The 15,959-nt window shown below is 65.2% G+C and carries 18 protein-coding genes; 11 read left to right on the top strand and 7 right to left on the bottom strand.

What is annotated here, in order from left to right:
* Position 1: 1 nt before the first annotated feature.
* Genes QOL57_RS15835 through QOL57_RS15825 form a run of 3 tightly spaced genes read left to right on the top strand, consistent with a single transcriptional unit; the run spans position 2 to position 2,549 of the window.
* Positions 2–217 carry a DUF1656 domain-containing protein gene (locus QOL57_RS15835; RefSeq protein ID WP_025874327.1) on the top strand — a complete coding sequence of 72 codons (216 nt, stop codon included), beginning with the start codon at positions 2–4 and terminating at the stop codon, positions 215–217.
* Positions 214–1,098 carry a biotin/lipoyl-binding protein gene (locus QOL57_RS15830; RefSeq protein ID WP_089235863.1) on the top strand — a complete coding sequence of 295 codons (885 nt, stop codon included), beginning with the start codon at positions 214–216 and terminating at the stop codon, positions 1,096–1,098. The genes QOL57_RS15835 and QOL57_RS15830 overlap by 4 nt, the downstream gene beginning before the upstream one ends.
* Positions 1,095–2,549, top strand: a complete 1,455-nt coding sequence (locus QOL57_RS15825; RefSeq protein WP_244900608.1) for an efflux transporter outer membrane subunit — start codon at positions 1,095–1,097, stop codon at positions 2,547–2,549. Before QOL57_RS15830 ends, QOL57_RS15825 begins: the two co-directional genes overlap by 4 nt.
* Positions 2,550–2,631: 82 nt before the next feature.
* Here QOL57_RS15825 and QOL57_RS15820 read toward each other — a convergent pair whose 3' ends face one another.
* The 7 genes from QOL57_RS15820 to QOL57_RS15790 form a co-directional block, all read right to left on the bottom strand.
* Positions 2,632–3,297, bottom strand: a complete 666-nt coding sequence (locus QOL57_RS15820; protein WP_089235864.1) for a hypothetical protein — start codon at positions 3,295–3,297, stop codon at positions 2,632–2,634.
* A gap of 90 nt (positions 3,298–3,387) precedes the next feature.
* Positions 3,388–3,648 (bottom strand): hypothetical protein, encoded by a 261-nt coding sequence (locus QOL57_RS15815; RefSeq protein WP_089235865.1) that lies wholly within the window; start codon positions 3,646–3,648, stop codon positions 3,388–3,390.
* 106 nt (positions 3,649–3,754) lie between these two features.
* On the bottom strand, positions 3,755–4,144 hold the full coding sequence (locus QOL57_RS15810) for an Imm10 family immunity protein (RefSeq protein ID WP_089235866.1): 390 nt from the start codon (positions 4,142–4,144) through the stop codon (positions 3,755–3,757).
* A gap of 86 nt (positions 4,145–4,230) precedes the next feature.
* A complete protein-coding gene (locus QOL57_RS15805; protein ID WP_089235867.1) occupies positions 4,231–4,599 on the bottom strand; it encodes a hypothetical protein in 369 nt (122 codons plus the stop codon).
* 169 nt (positions 4,600–4,768) lie between these two features.
* A complete protein-coding gene (locus tag QOL57_RS15800; RefSeq protein ID WP_198512170.1) occupies positions 4,769–5,020 on the bottom strand; it encodes a hypothetical protein in 252 nt (83 codons plus the stop codon).
* A 198-nt stretch (positions 5,021–5,218) separates the two neighbouring features.
* The gene (locus tag QOL57_RS15795) at positions 5,219–6,046 is read right to left on the bottom strand and encodes a hypothetical protein (RefSeq protein ID WP_089235869.1); all 828 of its coding nucleotides are present in this window, start codon (positions 6,044–6,046) and stop codon (positions 5,219–5,221) included.
* Between the two features lie 93 nt (positions 6,047–6,139).
* Complete coding sequence (locus QOL57_RS15790) at positions 6,140–7,057, bottom strand: M14 family metallocarboxypeptidase (protein ID WP_089235870.1); 918 nt, start codon at positions 7,055–7,057, stop codon at positions 6,140–6,142.
* A 144-nt stretch (positions 7,058–7,201) separates the two neighbouring features.
* Between QOL57_RS15790 and QOL57_RS15785 the strand changes: the two genes are divergently transcribed.
* The 8 genes from QOL57_RS15785 (at position 7,202) to QOL57_RS15750 (ending at position 15,956) form a co-directional block, all read left to right on the top strand.
* Complete coding sequence (locus QOL57_RS15785) at positions 7,202–7,855, top strand: DUF3348 family protein (RefSeq protein ID WP_089235871.1); 654 nt, start codon at positions 7,202–7,204, stop codon at positions 7,853–7,855.
* 10 nt (positions 7,856–7,865) lie between these two features.
* Positions 7,866–10,130 carry a DUF802 domain-containing protein gene (locus QOL57_RS15780; RefSeq protein WP_089235872.1) on the top strand — a complete coding sequence of 755 codons (2,265 nt, stop codon included), beginning with the start codon at positions 7,866–7,868 and terminating at the stop codon, positions 10,128–10,130.
* The gene (locus QOL57_RS15775; protein ID WP_089235873.1) at positions 10,127–10,786 is read left to right on the top strand and encodes an OmpA family protein; all 660 of its coding nucleotides are present in this window, start codon (positions 10,127–10,129) and stop codon (positions 10,784–10,786) included. The genes QOL57_RS15780 and QOL57_RS15775 overlap by 4 nt, the downstream gene beginning before the upstream one ends.
* Positions 10,776–11,153 (top strand): DUF2894 domain-containing protein, encoded by a 378-nt coding sequence (locus tag QOL57_RS15770; RefSeq protein ID WP_089235874.1) that lies wholly within the window; start codon positions 10,776–10,778, stop codon positions 11,151–11,153. The genes QOL57_RS15775 and QOL57_RS15770 overlap by 11 nt, the downstream gene beginning before the upstream one ends.
* Positions 11,154–11,370: 217 nt before the next feature.
* Positions 11,371–11,898 carry a YrhA family protein gene (locus QOL57_RS15765; protein WP_244900610.1) on the top strand — a complete coding sequence of 176 codons (528 nt, stop codon included), beginning with the start codon at positions 11,371–11,373 and terminating at the stop codon, positions 11,896–11,898.
* 265 nt (positions 11,899–12,163) lie between these two features.
* Positions 12,164–14,464 carry a TonB-dependent receptor gene (locus QOL57_RS15760; RefSeq protein WP_089235875.1) on the top strand — a complete coding sequence of 767 codons (2,301 nt, stop codon included), beginning with the start codon at positions 12,164–12,166 and terminating at the stop codon, positions 14,462–14,464.
* A 21-nt stretch (positions 14,465–14,485) separates the two neighbouring features.
* Entirely contained in the window at positions 14,486–15,787 is a 1,302-nt protein-coding gene (locus QOL57_RS15755; protein ID WP_244900612.1) for an esterase-like activity of phytase family protein, read from the top strand.
* Positions 15,765–15,956: a hypothetical protein gene (locus QOL57_RS15750; RefSeq protein ID WP_244900614.1), complete on the top strand. Its 192-nt coding sequence runs from the start codon at positions 15,765–15,767 to the stop codon at positions 15,954–15,956. Before QOL57_RS15755 ends, QOL57_RS15750 begins: the two co-directional genes overlap by 23 nt.
* Positions 15,957–15,959 lie beyond the last annotated feature (3 nt).

The following is a 15,959-nucleotide window of genomic DNA, read 5'->3' as shown; positions in this document are numbered from 1 at the left end:
GATGTTCTCCGATATCTCCATCGATGGCGTCTTCGTTCCCGGCCTGCTGGCGGTGGCGCTCATCGCGTTGGCCCTGTCGATGATGGCCTCGCGGCTGCTGGCAAGCCTCGGGCTGTACCGGCTGTTCGCCTATCGCCCGCTGGTGGGTCTTTCGCTGTTCGTGATCCTGGCGGAGCTGTTGATCCAGCTCGCGCCCCTGTTAGAGAAACTGAAATGAAACACGTGCTGAGTGTCCTTGGCCGCTGGAGCGCAACGCTCTGCGTGTTCGCCGTCGCCGTCATCGCGGCCCTGTCCCTCTGGAACCGATACGAAACGCAGCCCTGGACGCGCGATGGCCGGGTACGCGCGGATGTGATCCGCGTGGCATCGGACATGGGCGGACTGGTGACCCAGGTGCTGGTGCAGGACAACCAGCGGGTGAAAGCCGGGCAGCTATTGCTGGTGCTGGACCAACCGCGCTACGCCGCCGCGCTGGAGAAGGCCGATGCCGCAGTGAGCAGCGCGCAGGCCACGCTCACCCTCGCCCGCCGTGAATCGAAACGGGATCTGGCGCTGGGCAACCTGGTCGCCTCGGAGACACGCGAGCGCAATACGGCCAAGGTTGATACCGAAGTTGCCGGTCTGGCGCAGGCCCGCGCGGAGCGGCGGGTAGCACTGTTGAACGTGCAGCGCACCGAAGTGCGCGCCAGCGCCGATGGCACCATCACCAATCTTGATCTCCATCCGGGTGACTTCCTGCAGCCGGGCGCGCAGGCCCTGGCCCTGATCGACAGCAGCAGCGTGAGGGTCGAAGGCTATTTCGAGGAAACCAAGCTCAACTGCATCAACGAAGGCGATGCCGCAGTCGCCCGCCTGATGGGCGATGGCCGCGACGTGCGTGGGCACGTCGAGAGCATCGCTGCCGGTATCGCCGACGACCAGCGCTCAAGCACCCACAACCTGCTGCCGTCGGTCGCGTCGACCTATACCTGGGTGCGGCTGGCGCAGCGGATACCGGTCCGCATCCGCCTGGATGATGTTGCCCCGGACACCCGCCTGATCGTGGGCAGAACCGCCAGCGTGACCATCACCCCGCGTGCGCCGGGGGCCTGCAAGTGATCGGCAACGCATCGCGCGCCGGTGTGTTCGCCTGTGCGCTTTCGCTGGCCGGCTGCGTGTCCGGCCCCGATTACACACTTCCGGCCAACGCGGTCGCCGCCGCCCCGGCGGCCCGCCGCGCATTCGTATCGAGCCACGAGGCGGCCTACACACAGGCAGAGCCGCCGGATCGCTGGTGGCAGCTGTACGACGATCCACGGCTCGATGCCTACGTCAGCGAAGCGCTGCGGGCCAACACCGATCTGCGCGCGGCCGACGCCAACCTGCGCCGCGCCACGGCGCTGGTGCTGCAGGCCCGGGCCGAGGGCTCGGTAGGCACCGACGCCGACGCATCGGCTACGCTGGCCCGCGCCGGTGGATACACCTCGCCCTCCTCGCCACCGCAGGTGTACGCGCTCGGCATCCACCTGTCCTACCCGCTGGATCTGGCCGGTGGCATCCGCCGCGGTATTGAAGCAGCCAGCGCGGATGCAGAGGCCGTCGCTGCAGCGCGCGACCAGGTGCGGGTGGTTGTCGCTGCTGCCGTCACCCGCGCGTATGTTGGCATCTGTTCGACCAACCTCACCCTGGCGGCGACGCAGCGGGTGCTCGATACGCAGCGCGCCACGTTGGACGCCACCACCCGCTTGGCGGCCGGCGGACGCGGAACCGAATTCGACGTGAGCCGGGCGCGCGCGGCGGTCAACCGCAGCGCGGCGGCGGTGCCGCATCTGGTTGCCGAGCGGCAGGCGGCCCTGTTCGAACTGGCAGCGCTGATGGGCCGACTGCCAGCGGACTACCCGCAGGATGTCGCCAACTGCCAACAACCGCCGCGCCTGCAGCAGCTGATTCCTGTCGGCGATGGCAGCCAGCTGATCCAGCGTCGCCCCGACATCCGTGCGGCGGAGCGCAGCTTGGCGGCCGCCACTGCAATGATCGGCGTGGAAACGGCGGCGCTGTATCCACAGGTGAGTATCGGCGCGTCCGCTGGCATGGCAGGTTCATTCAAGAAGCTGCTGGGCAGCGACAGCATCGGCGCGTCCATCGGACCGCTGCTGTCGTGGCGCTGGCCGAACCGCCGCGCAACCCACGCACGGATCGACGCTGCCGGGGCCAACGCCGATGCTGCATTGGCATCGTTCGATGGCGCGGTGCTGGATGCGTTGCGGCAGACCGAAACCGCGCTGTCGGCGTATGCACAGGAGATCGATCGCGAGCGCAGCCTTGCCCTGGCCCGCGACGACGCGGCACGTGCGAGCGACCAGGCCGGGCAGCTGTACCGGTTCGGCAGGATCGGCTTCCTCGATGTGCTGTCTGCCGAAGCCGCGCTGGCCGATGCAGAATCCGCGCTCGCAGCGTCGCGTGCGCAGCGAGTGGATCGACAGGTGGATCTGTTCCTGGCGCTGGGCGGGGGTTGGGCCGCGCCGGACGCAGTGCCAGAAGCCGGCACTGACCAGCCGGGTAACTTTTGATGAACACCCGTCAGGTACCTTTGGCCTTCGATCACATCGCCTGGCCTACAAATCCGCGCCGCGAGGCTGCGCGGCCCGGCAACTATAGTTCCTTCACAACAACTTCGCTGCCGGTCTTGTTGGCAATGGTGACGCGCCTTCCATCGACAGTAATCGTTGAGACGTGGTAGTGCACCTTGAACGGATCGGGGATCAGTTCCATGAGTATGAATTCAGATTCCGAGTCCCCCTTCTGAGGCCCAGACTCCGCAGCGACAAGCTGGTAGTGCTCAGTGGTATAGCGGTGGAACAGGCGCAACCTTCCAGCACGCAGTTCGTGCCCTCCTGCGGGCGTCTCGTAGGCCAGACCCGGCGAGACGTTCACCGCGATTGCTTCGGCGAGTGGAGCCGACAGTGAGAGCCCGAAGTACTCATCAACACGCTTGAAACCTTCCAGATACTTACCGACGAAATAGCTGTGAACATCCACGTCGGAATGAAGGCACCTTTCGGAAATGAGCGATGCCCCTGCCGCGTTGACTGTCTCGGAAGTACCCACCGCGAACGCACGGTCTCCCACGATCTGCATATCCACCCGGGACCCCTCAACGAATACGAATCGGTTGAATGCCCCCAGATCCAGCCTTCGCTCCTTCAACCAATCAGAGATGAAAAGGGAAAGATAGTTGGACGCGAGCTGGTAGCGAACGCGCGCTCGCAAGGGGAAACCATAGTATTCAAGATCTACGTAGACGGCGGAAACCTCCACGCTAGAGCCTCTGGCAATGCAAGAAGCCTTTCAGGTTCTCGGCACGCAGTTCGCCCCCAGGCACGTCACCGCGTACAAGACTCACCGGCATCACCGAGAGCCCCTTGCGGTTGCCCATGCCGCCTCAAAATCCGACTCGGCTACTTCATCCTCCGGCCCCAGGCCAAGGTTGGACAAAGGCTGGTCGGCCAGCATGAAGCGATCATCGCTTTGCCCCATCCTGTCACACCAGATGATCGTCTCGCCGTAGATCTCCACTTGCCTGGTGACCTCATCATCTACTGCCTCAAGAAGGATGATGCCCTCCCCGAGGATCGATTCAGCCCAATGCTTGAAATACTTTCTGATCATGGCTCTTACGTCGCATCCTTGCTGTCAATGCCGGACCCTGCTGCTGTAAAAGAACTCCCCTGAACCTGCTCAGCAAAACATCGCCTGTCACCACCTCGCAACAGAGTCATTTTCTCTCCGCAACGAACGGCACACCATTCGCCGCACACATCTGAGCCAACGCCACGTCAAGCCGCGCCCGGCAGCTCACATCCGTCAACACCACTTCAATTGCACCATCGATTCCAAGCTTCTTTCGTGCCTCCCCAGAAATCAACAACTCGAGGGACACTTCACGCAGAACCACGCTTTCCAATCCGCCGTAGCAGGGTTGAAGCGCCCCGCCAATCTCGAGATGGAGGCGATCCATGCCGAGCCTGATGTCCTGCTCGTCAAAATTCCTGCTGCTCTGCAGAATCAGGTAGTGGGACGGATCATCAGCGCCATCTGCAAGCCCAACAACAAGGCAGTGGCTGTCATCTTCTATAAAAACAACACTGGCATTGAAGGTGTAAATGGCTTGAGTCCTCTTTCATTGTCAACCAGCAGTCCAATGCCCCGCCGGCCCCAGGCCAGAGACCTGCCATTTCCATACCTGGAAGATCACCATTCCGGATGGTATCGGTCCTTGAACTCATCCTGGATCAAACCCCGATTTACATAGCGGTCGTGACGTGCTTCCAGAGCGTTCTCCGCAAACTTCAAGGCACTCTCAATGGAATCAAACATCCATTCGTCTCCGAATGGAAGATCAGGATCCACTGGCTCGAATTCGTATATATCGATGAACCCGGGGGTTCCGTTGTCAAGGACCTCGCAAAGGCAAACCCTCCAGGAATTGGGCTTGTTGCGCTCGATGGAGACATAGCGAATCACAAGCTGATCCATCTCATATCGCTCAGGCAGAAGTTGTTCAATGTCGCGCCCAGCGGCCAGATTGGTTGTTACGTCCAGATCAATCAGATAGCGCATCCATCCTCCAAGGGGCGAGTACCCATTTCGATACGAGGCCTCTGCCAGAGAATCCGGGTATCGGAAGCCTGCGCCTCAGTTGTTGCCCTTTGGTTTCCCGGACCCGGACGGGCGCAGGACTACTATAGTGCAGTAGTGGAACGTCATCGATCGCGCTTCCGCCCCCGGCTCAATCCAGCACCACGACAAACGTCGTCACAAGCGCCAGCGGCCTGACCCTTGCCCCGACCCGTCGCAGCTCGACCAGGCCGTAACCCTCCATGAGCCGGAGCGTGCGCGACAGACTCGGCACCTTTCGACCACAGATTCCGGACAGTTCGGTGAGCGAGCGCGGCTGCAGCTTGTGCAGGGTGCGCAGAAGTTCACGATTCTCATCACAGAGCACCGCCGCCAGAGATGAAAGCGAAGGAAAGGTGATCACATCGGATCGCCCCTGCGGTGGTGCGCTGCGTTGCCGTCGCTCACCACTGATGATGCAGCGCCGCGGCGAGGGCGTAGCGGGAAAGGCGGGGGGTCTCGAATCGAGCACGGCAGTCCTGCTTGCCTGGAACCAGCGCCATCATCGCGCAACGCCCGCACCGGCGCTTGAACAAACAACGCATTCTTCCGTGCGCCGGCGCTAGGGAGCGGGAGCACGCCTTGTGCCTTTCCAGGCACGGACAAGAACGGCGCGCTCGGCGGCAGTGAGCAGCGACTCCTCCGCACCGACGCCGATCAACGCATGCTGCAGGCAGGCGGCCGCCCGTGACCAGCTGGCGTTGAACACGGGCTCTCCCTCGTCTTCGATGAACGCGCCCTCCCCCGCGGTGTCGCGTGCGTGCCTGCGCAACACGGCGTGCAGGATCGAGGGCGCGGCGCCCACCGGCGACCGGGACGCATGCGCCCCCATTGCGAGGACGCCGGCATGCTCCTCGCCGATGAACGGCGAGCCGGGGTCAACGCGGGCAAGCCATCTATCCCAGGCCGCATTGTGTACAGCCGCTGCCTGCGCATCGACCTGCTCGCCCAGGGCGGCGATCACTGTTGCCGAGAGACCCGGAATGGCGTTCAGCAATTCAACGACGGCTTCGCCGCTGCTACCGAAAAGCATCGCCAACGGCAGCGCCTCCAGAACATCCACTGCAGTCGCACGGGTGTAGCCGGCGTGGACGAGCGGCTGCTCGGCTGCCGAACGCAGTACGCGGACCTTCAACAGCCTGCCCGGCCATTTCGCAACGATCACCGAATGCACGTGGTGATCAACAACGATCCACGGCGGGCGGTCGTCCGGGCGTTCGACGCGCTGTCCGGCAGCGGCGGCCGCCATCGGGCCTTCCTCACCATCGGCCACCATCGGGCCTTCCTCACCATCGGCCACATAGACCAGGCCCACGGCCCCCACTTCTTCAGGCGGGCAAGCCGAGCCGCCCGCAGGCGGTTCGCCGGACAAATGGTTGATGTTGGCCATGTGATTCGATCCATTGATCCTGCACACCGGCGCAGCAAACCGGGCGCACAGGGGGCGGCGAGCCAGGCCTGCCTCGGCTCGACCGCGTCCCGCTCAGTGCGCCAGGGCGAAATCCAACCCCGCACACACCGCTGCCACCTGGGCGTCGTTGCATTCCTGCGGATTGGTGCGCGGGCTGTCCGGGTACACCTCGGTGGTGGTGGCATACAGCGCATCGGTGAAGCCGGCACATGCACCAATGGAACGCGACTCGCCCCACACCACGCCCAGCGACTGCAGCGGCATGCCCACCAGATTGCCCTCGGCGTCGGCCGGGGCAATGTGGGTGATCGGGGCCACGGCGACGATCAACGCCTTCTGGAATTCGTGCTGCGGGTCTTCGCTGTTGCCGATCACATAGAAGCCATCGGGAATGGTGTCGCGCTCGAACGGCTTGCCGTCGCGGGCGCAACGGGCCGGGTCGAACTCGTGCAGGTCACTGTCGGTGGTTTCGTGCAGGTCCAGGTGGACCCGGATGTTGGCCTTGCGTTCGGCCACCCAGCGCATCAGCGAGGCGGCTTCTTCGATCAGGCCGCCGTCACGGAAGCTGCGGTTGGGGTCGATGGCATTGGGATTCCAGCGCTGGATGCGCTCGTAGCCCCACGGACTCACGCACGGGGCCACGATCAGGTTGAAGCGGCCCAGGTAACGCTCGGCATGCTGTTCCAGGAACTGCAGGGCGCCATGCACGCCGCTGGTTTCATAGCCATGCACGCCGCCGGTGACCAGCGCGGTGGGCAGGGCCGGGTTCCAGTCGTGGTTCACCACCGCAAACAGCGGGTAGTGGTCCGGGGCGTAGTCAAGCTGGCCGTACTGGACCACGTCGAAGCGCTCGTCCAGCCGTTCCAGCGCGGCCACCACGTCTTCGTGGTAACTGCGCTGCCGCTGCTGGCGGACCCGCCACTGCGCTCGTTCGGCGTCGCCCCAAGGCTGTCCGGGGGTGCCGATCGGGTAGAACTGCGCAACGGTCATCTCAAGCTCCAGAAGTCGGGGTGCGGTGGTACAGCCGATCATTTTAAGCCCTGTGGCCCGATCGTTGCGGCCCCTCCGCCCCGCCTTCATACGGCCGCCCTCATCTGGTTGTAAAATCAACGGTTTTTAGCCCCCACCCCCTTGATGGCGAACGCAGCGCAGCCGGTCCTGGGTGGACCGGACTTCCTCCGTCTGCTCGCCCGTCTCAGCGACGGCGCGATGCCGACCTCCAGTCCTGCCCTGACCGATCGCCTCGGCCAGTGGGTGGACTGGAGCCGTGCCGTGGCCCTTGCGGGGGCGCTGGATGGCCGCCTGGCTGAGCCGGCCGAGGCCGCCGAAGCGCTGGATGATCTGCTGGCCGACTGCGCCCAGGCCGAAGCGAGCCTGTTGGCCTCGCTGAGCGAGGATGCCGAGGCCGAGCGCCTGCTGGACCTGGCCGAGGCCGCTGCGGCACCCAACTTCGCTTCGCTGCGGCAGCGCTACCGCGTGCTGCAGCAGGCCATCCAGACCGCCACCGGTCGCCTGCGTGGCCGCCTGCGTGACCAGCTGGTGCTGGCATCACCGGAGCTGGCGCGGCTGGCCGAGGTCGATGCGGTGATGGAGCAGACCTTGAGCCCGCGCGAGCACAGCCTGCTTGCCACCGCCCCAGCGGTGCTGGGTGCCCGATTCGAACGCGTGCACGGCCAGCCCGGCTGGCGCGCGTCCTTCCGCCACGACATGCGCACGCTGCTGCTCGCCGAGCTGCAACTGCGCTTCCACCCGATCCAGGGGCTGCTTGCCGCCCTGCGCTCACACTGACCGGAACACCATGTCCAGAACTGTTTTCCACGTCCTTGTTTTCCTTGCTGGCCTGCTGGCCGTGTGCTGGATCGGTGTCGGCTATGTCTCGGTGCACCCGCTGGGTGCGGCCGTGGCAGCGATCATTGCGGCCTGCTACATCGCCGGTGGCGTCGAGCTGTACCGCTACCGGCAGGCCAGCAATGGCCTGCGCGCCGCGCTGAATGACGTTTCGCTGGCCCAGGACAGCCTGGCGCCGTGGCTGGAGCGTGTGCCGCTGGGCCTGCGCAATGCCGTGCGCCTGCGCGTGGAAGGCGAGCGCACCGCCCTGCCCTCGCCGGTGCTGACCCCCTATCTGGTGGGCCTGCTGGTGCTGCTGGGCATGCTCGGCACGCTGTTGGGCATGATGGACACCCTGCGCGGCACGGGCCTGGCCCTGCAGAGCGCTACCGACATGGCGGCCATCCGCGGCTCGCTGGCCTCGCCGGTGCAGGGCCTGGCGGTGGCGTTCGGCACGTCCATCGCCGGTGTCGCCAGTTCGGCCATGCTGGGCCTGTTGTCGGCGCTGCTGCGCCGCGACCGCCTGCAGGTGGTGCAGCAGCTGGACCGCGCGATCGCCACTGACCTGCATCCGTATTCGCAAGCCTGGCAGCGCGCCGAGTCGCTGCGCCTGCTGCAGTCGCAGTCCGCTGCGCTGCCTGCGCTGGTCGATCGCCTGCAGGCGATGACCAGCACCTTCGAACAGCACAGCGCGGCCGCCAATGAGCGCCTGCTGGCCGGTCAGGCCGAGTTCCTGACGCAGAGCCAGGCGTTGCAGGAGCGCCTCGCCACCTCGCTGCAGCAGTCGCTGCGCGAAGGTGCCGAAGCCAGTGCAGCCGCCATCGGGGGCGCGCTGCAGCCGATGGCCGAAACCACGCTGGCCGGTCTGGCCAGCCACGGCCAGGCGCTGCATTCGCGCGTCGAGCAGGCAGTGCAGCAGCAGTTGAACGGCCTGGCTGAGGGCTTCGAGCGCAGCCGCGTGGCCACCGAGGCCAGCTGGGCCAAAGTCGTGGCCGAGCAGACTGGCGCGCAGCAGGCACTGGTTTCTGAGCTGCGCGAGCATCTGCAGGCCTTCAGCGATGGCCAGAGTGCGCAGGGTGAAGCCCTGGTGGTGCGCATCGGCGAGCGCCTGCAGGCCGACGCCAGCGGCAACGCCGACGCCTGGCGTGCCGCTGCCGAACAGCAGCATGCGTTGAACAGTGAACTGGTCGAGCGTCAGCAGCAGGCACTGCAGCGTGCCAGCAGCCATCTGGACGAACGTGCGCAGACGCTGCTGCAGGCGCTGGATGAGCGCCACGCCGCCGGCCAGTCGCTGCTGCAGGACCACGAACAACAGCGCCTGCAGGACTGGCAGGCTGCACAGGCCGCCACCGCCACGGCGCACGCCGAACTGCAGGCGGGCCTGGATGCACGCGAACAGCAGCGTCAGCTTCGTTGGGACGCGGTGAGTACCGAGCTGCAGCAGGCGCATGCCGCGTTGCAGGCTCAGCTGGTGGCCGCCGACGAACAGCGCCTGCAGCGCTGGAGCGATGCGTTGCAGAATGTTTCGACCGAGCTGGCCGAGCGCCTGCAGGCCAATGGCGAACGCTTGTCGACGCAGCAGCAGCAAGTATGCGACACGCTGGCGCAGACCGCACAGCAGATCGGCGAGAACGGCCGCGCCCAGGCCAGCGCCACGCTGGCCGAAGTATCCACCTTGCTGCAGACCGCAGCCGAGGCGCCGAAAGCCGCGGCCGAGGTCATCAACGAACTGCGCAGCACCCTGTCCGAAAGCCTGGTGCGCGACAACGCGATGCTGGAGGAGCGTGGCCACCTGCTGGCCACCGTGCAGACCCTGCTGGAGGCGATCAACCACGCTTCGCACGAGCAGCGCACGGCCGTGGACGCGCTGGTCGGTGGTTCGGCTGAACTGCTGGAACGCGTCGGCAACCGCTTCACCGACCACATCGCCACCGAGACCGGCAAGCTCGATGGCATCGCCACCCTGCTCAACGGAAGTGCTGGCGAGGTGGGTCAGCTGGCCGGCACCTTCGGGTCTGCCGTAGAGCAGTTCGGCACCGCCTCGGCGGAGCTGTCGGGACGCCTGGAACAGATCGGTGGTGCGTTGGATGCCTCGCTGGCGCGCAGCGATGAGCAACTGGCGTACTACGTGGCACAGGCGCGCGAGGTGGTCGACCTCAGCCTGCTGTCGCAGAAACAGGTGATGGAAGAACTGCAGCAGCTGGCCGCGCGCCGCGGCAAGGCCGGCAGCGCATGAGCGACGAGCTGGAGGTCGACGGCGGCTCGCACGCCCCGATCTGGGCGGCATTCGGCGATCTGATGTCGGTGCTGCTGGGCGCGTTCGTGCTGATCCTGGTCGGCGTGGTTGCGGTGCAGCTGGAGCTGTCGCAGCGGCTGGACCAGGAGGTCAAGCAGCGCCAGGCCGAGGCCAAGCGCCTGCAGACGCTGGAACAAGCGTTGGCCGGCCCGCTCGCCGCCGGCCGGGTGACGCTGGTGGATGGCCGCATCGGTATCAGCGGCAACGTGTTGTTCGCGCTGAACTCCGACCAGCTGCAGCCGGAAGGCCAGGAGCTGCTGCGCAGCCTTGCCGCGCCGCTGGCGGCGTACCTGGGTTCGCGCGAGGAGATCCTGATGGTCAGCGGCTTCACCGATGACGCGCCGGTGCGCGAAGGCAACCGTCGCTTCGCCGACAACTGGGAGCTGTCCGCGCAGCGCTCGCTGACGGTGACCCGGACCCTGATCGCCGACGGCGTACCGGCCGATGCGGTGTTCGCCGCTGCGTTCGGCAGCGAGCAGCCGGTCAGCTCCAATGCCAACGAAGATGGCCGCGCGCGCAACCGCCGCGTGGAGATCGCGCCGATTCCCAAGCCCAAGGCTGCTGCGCCGGGCGAAAAGAGCGGCGATGGCAGCTGAGTCCTCGCCATTGGACGGGTTGCGTGCGCTGGTGCGCGATCTGGATGCCGGCTCACATGCACTTGCGCACTACCCGCAGGTGCCGATGCTGGACGACGTGCGCCGCGAGTGGTCCGAGCTGCGCAGCGAACTACAGGTGCGCCGCTCGCTGCGCACCGAGGCCCCGGCCGACGGCGGCCCACTGAACTCGGCAGTGCTGGTGCAGCGCATGCTGGACACGATGCAGGCAACCAGCCCCGGGTATCTGCGCCACTTCATCGACTATGTCGATACGCTGTCGTGGCTGCAGGCGTTGCAGGATGGTACCGCCAGCAGCGGTGACGCAGCAAAGCCCAAGCGCACCCGCAAGCCACGCAAAGCGGGTTGAGCGGGCATTGACGCCGACCTCGAACCGCGCTTCTGGACACGACATTCCTGATCCGTGCGCCTGGATACGATGCTCCTGATCCGCGCGCTTGGTAGACGCCAACCTTGGTTGGCGCCTTTCGGTTCCCAACCGCGTTGCTGTGCAATCGACGCTGAGTGCCAACCACGTCATTGATTGGCTGCTTTCCCCTATATGGAGCGACTTGCATTGACGTCGGATGGTGAATCCAGCCAATGTCTGGCTGCCTGCCTCCCTCGCCCGCGAGATCCAACTTCTGCAGATGCAGCCTTTAGCTGAAACCAGACTTCTTAAACTCCGCGCGAACCTCAATGAGGCCGAGATGTACCTTGGCCCTCCACTTGGACGTTCTGGCATCGAAGCACTCCAGAGTTTGGCGCTTTCTACGCTGGGCAACACCCTGCCAGAGTCTTATCTGGACTTCCTTTCAAGCCACGACGGTCTGGTAGCACAGGGAGTCTTCCTTTACTCGAGCATTCCACGCCCCTATTCCGGTGGTGGGACAGCCCTTGCATTGGTGGAAATGAATCTCCTCGCACGCGACACGGGATTCATGGACGGGTTTGTAGAGCTCGGAGAAAGTGACATGGACTGCTATGTCTTCGAGGCTGGAACCGGCACGTACCAGGTTCGCGACAAAGTAGCGTTCGATAACGTCTATGAAGCGTTCACCTCCTTCGACAGACTTCTCTCCCACATACTCGATTTGATCGAACAACACTGTTGATGGCAACCCGGCCCGGAGCTCCACCAACCGGGTAGCGCAGCGTCTGTTCGCCGCCGCGCATGCCAACCAAGGTTGGCATCTACCTATGCATGCGTCGGTATGCCACACGTGTAGCGGTGTCACCAGACAGTCATCTGACTAGCGCACCATTTTCACGTTGATCGAACGACGCCTCCGGTGTCTGTGATCGCATCGCGCCTTCCCCTTTCATCTGCCTGAGCTCCGCTTCCACGCGGCGGCTCGCGCCTGCCTGAGTTCCTGCTCCATGACCAAGACCCTGTTGGCTGCTGCGTTGTCCCTTGCCCTTGCGCCGACCGCATGGGCGCAGCAGGCGCCGTCGGCCACCGACCTCGATGCCGTTTCAGTCATCGGCAGTGGCGAGGCGCGCCAGGTGCAGCGCATCACCCGCGAGAACCTGGACATCCTGCCGCCAGGCACCAGCCTGCAGAAAACGCTGAACCTGCTGCCTGGCGTCAACGCGCAGTCGGCCGATGCGCTGGGTACCAACGAACAGTCGATGACCCTCAGCCTGCGCGGCTTCAACGCCACCCGGCTGGGCTACACATTGGACGGCGTACCGCTGGGCGATGGCGCGTACAACAACTACAACGGCCTGACCATCAACCGTGCGTTGATCAGCGAGAACATGGCAGGCGCCGAACTCGCGGTGGGCATCGGCAGCCTCGGCACGCCGTCCACCAGCAACCTCGGCGGCACCATTTCCTATACCTCCGACCGACCGGCGCAGGAACTGGGCGGCCGCGTGGTGCAGACCTTCGGCAGCGATGCCAACCGTCGCACCTTCGTGCGCGTGGACAGCGGCGAGTACAACGGATTCTCCGGCTACGTGTCGGGCATGAACGCGGTCTCGGACCTGTGGAACGACCAGACCGCGTACAACAAATCCACCACCAAGCAGTTCAACGCCAAGGGCGTGTGGAACTTCGGCAGCGGCCAGATCACCGGCTTCGTCGACACCTCGCGCACCAGCCAGGCCGACTACTTCTACCTGTCCAAGGACGAGATGTCCCGCGGCCTGGGCTGGGACTGGGGCGGCTACGCACCGGACTGGAACAGGGCCGTGGCCAAGGCCTACTGCAACACCGCCAGCCTCAACGCGAAGAAGTGCGACAACAGCGGTCCGGACAAGGACGCCGACGGCGCCTTCACCGCCGGGCAGATCCTGCGCGATGACAACCTGTACTACCTGGCCGGCGACTTCTTCCTTGCCGACGGCTTCACCCTGCGGGCGCTGGCCTACCACCACGACGATCGCGGCGAAGGCCACAACTGGAACAGCGGCGCCTGGTCGAACAAGGGCACTGCGCAGGAAATCCCGATCATCTTCCGCAACACCATCTACACCATCGACCGCGATGGCGGCACGCTGTCGTTCGATTGGGAGCTGGGTGCGCACCGCATCGAAGGTGGCATCTGGTACGAACGCTACACCAGCAGCGCCGAACGCTACCAGACCGCTGTGGACGGCCCACGCGACCTCAGCGGCATGAACACCCTGCCCTCCGACGTGGGCGTGTTCGCCCAGCGTACGCGCTGGAAAACCCACCAGTTTTTCCTGAAGGACACCTGGCGCCTGCTTGACGACCGCCTGACCGTGGAATTCGGCGCCAAGAGTCCGCATGCCACCTCCGACGCGCAGGCGCTGCCCGGCGATGCGAAGACACCGATCTCGCCAAGCTCGAACAACCAGTTCGCCACCGGTTCGCTGAAGGCCAGCAAGAACTTCCTGCCTAGCGTTGGCGCCAATTTCCGCCTCAGCGAGCATCACGAAGTGTTCGCCAGCTACGCCGAGAACATCGCCATGTTCCAGGGCGGCTTCAAGCTGGGCCCGCAGGCGGTCAGCCAGGCCACCTGGAACACGCAGGGCAGCCTGAAACCGGAAGAATCGCGCTCTCTGGAAGCGGGCTACCGCTTCGTCACCGACACGCTGCAGGCATCGGTCGCTGCCTACAGCGTGCGCTTCGACAACCGCCTGCTGCAGTACAACCCCTGCGACTCGCGGCAGGCTGTCGGCCCGACCTGCGGCAACCGCTTCTACAACGTCGGCGGCGTCGACAGCCGCGGTGCCGAACTGACCGTATTGTGGACACCGAACGAGCATTTCAGCTGGTACACCTCGGCATCGCTTAACCGCTCGACGTATGCCTCCAACTACATCCAGGCGGGCGTCGAGCAGCAGATCAAGGGCAGGATCCAGACCGACACGCCCAAGCAGCTGCTGGCCACCGAGATCACCTGGCGCGACAACGGCTGGTTTGCCAGCCTGCGCGGCAAGTGCACCGGCGAGCGCTTCTACACCTATACCAACGACCAGGGCTTCGGCGGCTTCACCGTGTTCGACCTTGCCGGTGGCTACGATTTCGGCCAGGTCGGCTTCGCCAAGGGCATGCGCCTGTCGCTGAACGTCACCAACCTGGGTGACAAGCGCTACGCCAGCAACCTGGATTCGAGCGTGTTCGCACCCAGCGACCCGTCGGGCAAGTTGTATGTGTTCCATGCGTCGGCACCGCGCCAGGTGTTCGGTACCATCGACATCCGCTTCTGATCACCGGCCGAGGAGTCACCCATGTCCGCTACTGCCCTGCTGTTGGCCGCGCTCTCGGTCAGCGGCTACAACGCACCGCATGAAGCCCGCGGCATGCCACCACGCGCGGTGGACGTGGGCAGCTTCACCTACGTGGACAAGGGATTGGTCGCCGCCGGGCGATTGCCGGCAGGCACCGTGGACTTCCTCGGCGATACGCTGGGCTCGTTCTCGTCGTTGGCGATACAGCCGGGCACGTGGCGGCGCACCGCGCGTGGCTACCAGGGGGTGCTGTGGACGCTGCCCGACCGCGGCCGCAACGATCCGGAGGCCGGCCTGTTCTACGACTACGCCGGCCGCCTGGAGCGCATGAAGCTGCGCATCGACTGGCCGCAGGGGACGTCCAAGGGCTTCGGCGTGGTGACGATGACGCCCGACAAGGGCCTGGTACTGAAAGACTACAACGGCCAGCCCTTCACCGGCGCCGACCCGGGTGATCACACGATCAACCAGCGTGGCGTGGTACTGCCCTCGCCCGCCGTGGGCGCGGGGGCCGGCAAGGTCGCGCTCGATGCGGAATCCCTGCAGTTCACTGCCGACGGCCACTTCTACATCGGCGACGAGTACACCGCCAACGTCTACTACTTCGATGCACAGGGCCAGCTGCAGGGAGTGATCGTGCCGCCGCTGGCGATCCGGCCACAGCGTGATGGCAAGCCTGCCTTTGGATCGTTGGCTCCGCCGCAGACCGGGCGCCGCAACAACCAGGGCGTGGAAGGCATGAGCCTTTCGCCCGACGGCACACGGCTGTTTGTTGCCCTGCAGAGCGCCTTGATCCAGGACAGCGCGGCGGGCAATGCCGCCGGCCGCATCAATACCCGCGTGCTGGTCTACGACGTATCTGCCAACCCGACGCCGGCGCAACCTGTCGGCCATCATGTGATGATCCTGCCCGCCTATGCCCATGACGGCAAGGGCAAGCTCGACCGTACCGCTGCACAGAGCGAGCTGCGTGCGTTGGACAGGGAGCGTTTCCTGATGCTGGCGCGCGATGGCAATGGCCTGGGCAAGGATGGCGATGACCCGATCGTCTACAAATCGGTGCTGCTGGTGAACGTGGCACAGGCCGCCAATCTGGTTGAGACCGAGTATGAGACCGGCACGGCATCGGTGCTGGCCGATCCGGCTGATGCCATGTTGAAGACCGGTATCGTGCCCGCCCAGGTCAAAGAGGTGCTGAACCTGCTCGACCGGACTCAGCTGGCCCTGGCCGGGAGGGCGCGGCCCGCACCCGGGGCTGCTGTCGGAGAAATGGGAGGCGATGGACGTGTTGCCGGTGCTTGATCCAGAGCACCCGAACGACGTACTGCTGCTGATCGGCAACGACAACGACTTCATCGCCCGCAGCTGCCGCATGCAGGGGGAGCACTGCGACAGCGCGTACGACAACGACAACCGGGTGTTGGTATATCGGCTCACCCTGCCGCAGCCACTACCCGTCACGCCACGATAGATT

This window comes from Stenotrophomonas sp. yr243, from assembly GCF_900184195.1.
In the GTDB taxonomy this organism is placed as follows: domain Bacteria; phylum Pseudomonadota; class Gammaproteobacteria; order Xanthomonadales; family Xanthomonadaceae; genus Stenotrophomonas; species Stenotrophomonas lactitubi.
The sequence above is the reverse complement of the archived record's forward strand: the minus strand, read 5'-3'. Positions and strand labels throughout refer to the sequence as shown.